Source organism: Oceanisphaera sp. (assembly GCF_048268965.1).
Lineage (GTDB): Bacteria > Pseudomonadota > Gammaproteobacteria > Enterobacterales > Aeromonadaceae > Oceanimonas.
In genome coordinates, this window is sequence record NZ_JBLWUK010000057.1 from 1 (window position 1) to 6,347 (window position 6,347).

Sequence of the window (6,347 nt, forward strand, 5' to 3'; positions counted from 1 at the left end):
TCCGCCCGCGCGATCCCTGCGATGCTGAGGGCGGGCGGCAGGGCGGCGGCGGCGGATTGATGCGAGTTCAGCCCGTGCAGCACAATCCGGTGCCCCGCCGAGGCGGTGAGCTTCGCGGCCAGCAAGAACCACGGCAAACCGCGTGATTTTCCCGCCGCATAGGACGGCCAATCGAGATCGGGTGCCAGCGCGCGCCACGCGGGGATGCGCGCCCGCATCGCCCGCACAATCCCTGCGATCTCGTCGCCATTCTCGGACCGATAGCGCCAAAGCATCAACAAGGCCCCCACCGCCTCGGGGGCTGCGCGGCCCTCGAGCACGATGGTCATCGCGTCCTGCGCTTCCTCCGCCGTCAGGTGCCGTGATTTGCTGGGGCCACGGCCCAACTGCTGCACATAAGGCGCGAGTGAGGCGGCAGGCGTAAACCCGCCCGCATCCTGCGCGGCGTCAGTGGGGGCGTTTTCGGTCATATGCAGGCCTTGCGATTTGGTTTGCGCGACTAGGATGAGCGCGCAGCCTCTCATGTCAAACGCGCTGCCGCAAGGCCGACAGCATGAGGCAAAACTAATGCAGCGCTTGCGTCATAGTGGGTGTTTATCGAGGGGTTAGGATGGTGCTGTGAGAGAGGATTGAATTCTGTCGTGTCTAAATAAAATCAATGACTTGAAGGCCGTATTGGCACGCTGGAACGACCGAATTCTGGCACGAAATGACCTAACGTCAGTCGGTCCGGAGGTGGCAGGGCAGAATTCTGCCGGCCACATGCTTACACAGGCAAACAGGGCGCGCCTAGAGGTGACTGTCGATCACGCTTGCAGGCAGCGTCGCGTCGGTCGAATCGCGACGCTAACCTTCTCTGGCGGTCTGCTAGATCTCTGATCTCCTCTTCGCAGCAAGCGATCGCGCCCTACGTGTCCAAAAGCTCCGTCAATGCCCTCACACGCGCGGGTGTCGGTCTTGGGTCGCGCCCGTTGCTGATGACGCGGATGAACTCGATCCATGCGCGCTCATTCACGGTGAGGTCCTCCCAGCGGGCGCTGGGAGAGGTTGGGGTGGTGAAGGGGGTGTCGCTCATTTGCCGAAGATCCCCCGAAGCGCTGCGCGGGACCGAGCGGTGAGACGTGGATCACTGTTGTCAGATGCATTGCGCAGCTCCATCAGCCAACCGCGCTCATTCTCGGTCGCCGGCGTGCCGAAGATCTCGACGACTGCCTGCGCTGCGGTGACGCCAACCGCTTGCTCGATGGTTAGCCGCATCAGATAAGCCGGATCGACCTCCAGCGCCTTCGCGAGCGCGGGCACTCGGTCAAGCGGGACCTTGTTGCGGCCGTTCTTGAGGAAGGTCATCATATTGGCATTGGCAAAGCCCGCTTCGGACGCAATCTCGCCTTGAGTCTTGCGATGCGAGAGGGCTTGTATCCGGTCCGCGATCAGCTGCGCGGCGGGTGTGTTGTGGAACGGTGTGCTCATCGGTGTGATATCTCATGTTGTTGATATCACTTACTTACCGCGTCTTGCGCGCGCAGTCGGGTGGGACTTTCATTGCGGTAAAAATCAGGTCGAAGTCCTAGAGAAACTGTGTGAGGTCGATGGGGATGCGTTCTGGCGCCGCAGAGCGGGGATGCCGCAACCTTCCGGGTCCAAGTGCTCTTTGAATCCGCGCGATTAACGCTGCTTTGAGTGTTATGTGCCAGAATGGCTTTGCAAATTGCGCGGTGCAACCTATGTTTGGGTAGCAAGGATGATGGTCAACCATCCAAGGATCACATGAACGTCGTAGTGAAAAATTATCCGCAGCTGCGCCAGCTATGCTGGAATCGTCCTGGCGATGCCGTCGTGGACGGTGAAGTCGCGCTTGCGCTCTACGAGCGGAACTGGCGGTTTGTTCAGCAGGACGAGATTACACCCGATGAGCAAGCCCTCCTCGACATGCTTGTTGCGAAGTATGGCAACGGTCATCTGTTGGTCGCTTGATGGCGGCGCGCATGTTCCGCCGTTCACATCACAATGACATCCTTGCCGTTCTGCGGTGCCTCGATGGTGCGCTCCTTTCGGGCGCTGAATGCTATTTTGGCGGCGGCACGGCGATCGTGTTGGCGCTTGATGAATATCGCGAGAGCGTTGACATCGACTTTCTCTGTGCTTCGCAATCGGGATACCGCAAGCTTAGACAGGCGCTTTGGGGGCGGTCCGATCTCGGGGGCATCCTGTTGCCTGGGGCTGAGGTCAAAACGCTCCGCGATGTCAGGACAGATCAATATGGTATTCGAACCATGCTCGGCATTGGTGATACCGCGATCAAATTCGAGATTGTCCGAGAGGCACGCATTGAGCTCTCCGGCGAGATGGATGATCGCTTCGGCGTGCCGGTTTTGAACCGCGAGTGCATGTATGCCGAAAAGCTGCTCGCGAATGCTGATCGTTGGCGAGACACGGCGGTGCTTAGCCGCGACATGCTTGATCTTTCCATGATGATATCGCGCTGGGGGCCAATACCTGATGCGGCCTGGGCGATCGTTGAGGATGCGTATGGCGACAGCGCACGCAAGGCCTATACCGCGGCGGTCGATCGTATCCGCGATGTGAAATGGCTGCGAAACTGTCTCGGCGGGATGGCAATGGCGCCGGAGCTTGAGCAAGAGATCCTCGCTCTGCACGGTGGTCCGCTTGAGCACGAGGAGTAGCGTTCCTGCCTCTGAGAGTTGGCCTTGGCTTTGCCCGTTACGGGTTTAAAGCAATGCCTCTCCCAAGCGTCTTATGCTCTCATCAAGTGCAATCGAAAGCTCTGAGCGTTCGGTTCGCATGAGCGAAGTCCTAGAGAAAATCTGACCGCATGATGGGGACGCGTTCTGGCGCCGCAGATCGGGGGCGGCTCAACCTTCCGGGTTAGGTGCAGAGGATGCTTTCCGACAAAAATACTCGGAAAGTTAAACGTAACATAATTGGCCAAAAACGGTAAATTGTTGCCCGAAAACGTAACATTTCGGGTGCAAAAAAGCGCGAAACTGCTGCGTAAATGTTCCCTCCAGGGGAGAAGTGCTCAAAATCGTTCCGAGAATTGGCCTTATTTTATTGGGTATTCCGAGATTTCGGCCCCGCGCGATGAGACAAAATGTTCCATTTTTGATCCGATTTCGGGATTTTCTGGGGCGAAGTGCTCGTGCCGAGAGCGCAGTGAAACGAAAACGGGCATCAATCAATCGAAGCAATCATCGCAAGAAAAGGCACTGTCCGCGACGCATTCGTTTCGTATGGGCAGTTCGACGGCTCTTGGCGGTTCCAATGGCGGTCCGCAGCAAATCCGCATTTAGCTCTATGGCTGCTTGGCTATTTAGGTAATACCTGCCCGCGATGGATTGGGCTTTCGGCCGATGGATGCATGCAGGCTCGTTCTAAGCGCTTCTGGGCGCGCTTATGGGTTCGGCCGCTAGTGCTCTATATATTTGGAGGTGGACGCGACTCAGCGCGCGCCAGGATGAGTCTACGGATCGATTTCCCCCTCGTCCTGAGTGCTGGGGCCTCGCTATCGGTCAAACGAAAGGGTGGAGGTCTGGTCGGCATGTGCCAGTCCGTTCGCTCGTAAAATGTTGCCGGCACCTTCCACTCTTGAGCGAGTTCGCATCGAGCAAACTTTTCGATTTTCTGATCATCTTTCCCGCGGCTGCCACGTTCTCGCCCTTGCTCCAGTGCGTTATTTGCTTGGGCCGAATGTCAGAACGCGCAGCGGGTGTCCTAATAACTGATAGGTGAACGCTTTCTTCCCTTTTAGGGATCCCCCTCCACACAAAGACAGCTCCTCATATCCCTGAAGATTTGAGCGCGCGCCGCTCTCGGTTCTCCAGATCACGCAGTGCCCTCGTCACCCGTTCATTCAGATCTGCGTATGCGATCAGCTGATCTGCGACGGTTACCCCTTCCGGCAGAACTTTTAGACGCCTTCCTCGGTTTCTTAGATTAAGCAACGCCAGTGGTTTTGCGGTTTCGCGCCAACCTTTACGAACATGATCTTTGAAGAGAAGGCCGGCTACTCCGGCTTTTAGAAAAATCTCTCGGTTGATCTTATCCTCGTAGCGGGCGCCGCTTTTCGTCTGTGATAGCATTTGGTTCCGAGGAGGCGTTGTGAAAAGCCTAAAAGTAAAAAACTCCCCCTGTAGCCGCGTGAAGCTCATTGCCTTCATATCTGCCAGTGTTGCGACGCCGATCCGCTTTAAGCCACTTCCTTGCAATGTTACCTCGATCCGAACGCGTTGCTTCTCCGGCTCCAATGCTACCGCCGTGCCAATGGCTTTGTTCTGTGTGTCGATGATCTTGTCCATAAGCCGCAGCATCACATCATCTGCCTCTGCGCCTAGATACATCGTCGCATCGAGCTTCGGTGCGGTGTAGTGGCGCTCGTTGTAGGCGTGCATACGGTGCGGCTGGATATACTTTGGGCTGCTATTGTCCCAAGCGAGCCGAGGGCGAGCAATCTGGTTCGTATAAAGATCCTCGCGGCTAAAGATTGTCCGCTGCATGACGCCCAGTAGATGCCCGCGCGCACGATCGCTGGGCACCTTCGGATACGCGTCGACACTGATCTCAACCGCGTTGATCGTTGTTGGAGCCGCGATGCCAAAGCTGACATCAAGGAGCCGTTCAACCTCGAGCACGAACGCGACAGATTTTGGCTCTTGGAGTCTGATCGAAAACATATGTGCCGTGTTGCCTGCTCCGGCCCCGATCGCCTTGATGAAGCACTTCTGCCCTAGCTCGTCTTCAATCTTCCTTTGGACGTATTGAAACTGGGTGACCTTTCCGAGCTGCACGACGATCTCAATCCAGTCAATTACCGCTTTGAAGTTGAATTTATTAAGGTCGAGATCCGGTTGAAGGACCGAGCGACCGACAAGGCGGGTCTGCTTTGCCCTAAGCGGCTTTTCATGAAACTCGACGGCTGCCAGACGCAGCGGGGTCTTTGCAAATGGTAGGTCCACAAAATGAATCATCGCCGGCTCCGTATTCTTCGGCAGGCTCATACTGCCATTGCGGTGCCTTGTCTTGCGGAATGAGACGTCGTTTCCAGTGTGCTATCGCCGTGAGACTAAAGGCAAATTCTCGTCACTCGCAGCAGCAATCGCCCCGTCATGCACGGTGGGGTCGCTCAGGACTGCGGGCGCGATCGACTCTCGTAAAATGTCTCGGTGTCCGGCTATTTTACGGACTCTGGGCGCTACTTGGGCAATCTGAGCTGGGGGGGGGCCTGAGTCGTTGAGGGGCTGTGAGGGGTGCTCCTGCGCTTGTATGGGGGGTGAATGCGCTCTGCTTAGCTTGCTCGGACCGAAGCAGATATTACGTTGTTTTTGGGGATCCGATAAAGCGACATTCCTTCGCGCGCCACTTTGGCAATCGGCGGTGCCAGCGGTCCCGCGGTTCATCGTCACGTTGCTCTTTTCGAGCGTCTTCGCCCCAAATCCGACCGTTGACGCGGCGCGGCGCAAGGTCTGGTGCGAAGGACGCTTCCGACGCTTCACGACCGGCCGTCAACTGGTAGCATCGGCCATCGATCTCTTCGCGGACATTGACGACGACATAGAGCTTGTGGTTCCTGAAGCGCGCTGCCCTTGGTTCGAGGCTCTGTAAGATATCTCAGCTGAGGGTATCAGCGGGCCATTTCTTAAGATCGACACGCCCGGCCTTGAGCAGCTGTCGTTCAGCGAAGCATATGCCGAGCCGCAGCTTCACCGATCCGGCCCATCGTCGATTTTACCGCATTTAAGGTGGCTAACGGATCGGAGTAACGAGTCTTTTCTCGTCACTTCCACGCATAGCTGAACATTCCTCGCCAATCTCGCGCTAAAGCAACAAAACTTCCCCCGTCCGGTTGACAGCCAAACAGCTCAACAGCTTGTCCAGCCTCCAAGGCGCGGTGCAGTATGTCAAAAAAATGGTTGTGGCGGTCGCTGTTTCCCGACCGTTGCCACCAATTTGCAGATTGGCGCATGGTTCGCGTATCAGCGCCTGTAAAGCGCGCAATTTCGCCGTCGACAACTAACATCCAGATACCAGGTTGGTCTGCGAACTCGTTCAGCGTCAGGTGCACAGAGCCATTCTCGAGCGCAAGTTGGCCCATTCTAAAACATGTGGCAGGTAGCTCAGATATTTTCATTTTGTTATTCCGTTAAACTGGTCCGATACGAACGTTAGAGATCGGGCGCGAGTTGGTCGAGTGGCTCTGTGTTTTCAGGAGCTCGTAGAGGTGACGCGCGAGGGTAGCTGGCGCACCGAATAGCTCAACGTGAGCGGTGCATTGCCGCCGTTCGTCGATCATCTGATGCTGCAACGCGGCTCGCCATTGCGAAATTAGATGG

The 6,347-nt window shown here is 56.8% G+C and carries 7 protein-coding genes; 2 read left to right on the plus strand and 5 right to left on the minus strand.

What is annotated here, in order from left to right; all coding sequences use genetic code 11:
• Both ACN0VL_RS14935 and ACN0VL_RS14940 read right to left on the minus strand, forming a co-directional pair.
• The coding region (locus ACN0VL_RS14935; protein WP_417618744.1) for a hypothetical protein at positions 1-470 on the minus strand (470 nt) is incomplete at its 3' end.
• A 601-nt stretch (positions 471-1,071) separates the two neighbouring features.
• Complete coding sequence (locus ACN0VL_RS14940) at positions 1,072-1,470, minus strand: hypothetical protein (protein WP_417618746.1); 399 nt, start codon at positions 1,468-1,470, stop codon at positions 1,072-1,074.
• 297 nt (positions 1,471-1,767) lie between these two features.
• On the opposite strand from ACN0VL_RS14940, the gene ACN0VL_RS14945 reads away from it, so the two are divergent.
• On the plus strand, positions 1,768-1,974 hold the full coding sequence (locus tag ACN0VL_RS14945) for a hypothetical protein (RefSeq protein ID WP_417618747.1): 207 nt from the start codon (positions 1,768-1,770) through the stop codon (positions 1,972-1,974).
• On the plus strand, positions 1,974-2,684 hold the full coding sequence (locus tag ACN0VL_RS14950) for a nucleotidyl transferase AbiEii/AbiGii toxin family protein (RefSeq protein ID WP_417618748.1): 711 nt from the start codon (positions 1,974-1,976) through the stop codon (positions 2,682-2,684). Before ACN0VL_RS14945 ends, ACN0VL_RS14950 begins: the two co-directional genes overlap by 1 nt.
• A 1,113-nt stretch (positions 2,685-3,797) precedes the next feature.
• Here the strand turns inward: ACN0VL_RS14950 and ACN0VL_RS14955 are convergent.
• The 3 genes from ACN0VL_RS14955 to ACN0VL_RS14965 form a co-directional block, all read right to left on the minus strand.
• Entirely contained in the window at positions 3,798-4,985 is a 1,188-nt protein-coding gene (locus ACN0VL_RS14955) for a hypothetical protein (protein ID WP_417618750.1), read from the minus strand.
• An 806-nt stretch (positions 4,986-5,791) separates the two neighbouring features.
• On the minus strand, positions 5,792-6,145 hold the full coding sequence (locus tag ACN0VL_RS14960; RefSeq protein WP_417618752.1) for a hypothetical protein: 354 nt from the start codon (positions 6,143-6,145) through the stop codon (positions 5,792-5,794).
• 12 nt (positions 6,146-6,157) lie between these two features.
• A partial coding sequence (locus tag ACN0VL_RS14965; protein ID WP_417618754.1) for a hypothetical protein occupies positions 6,158-6,347 on the minus strand: 190 nt, incomplete at its 5' end.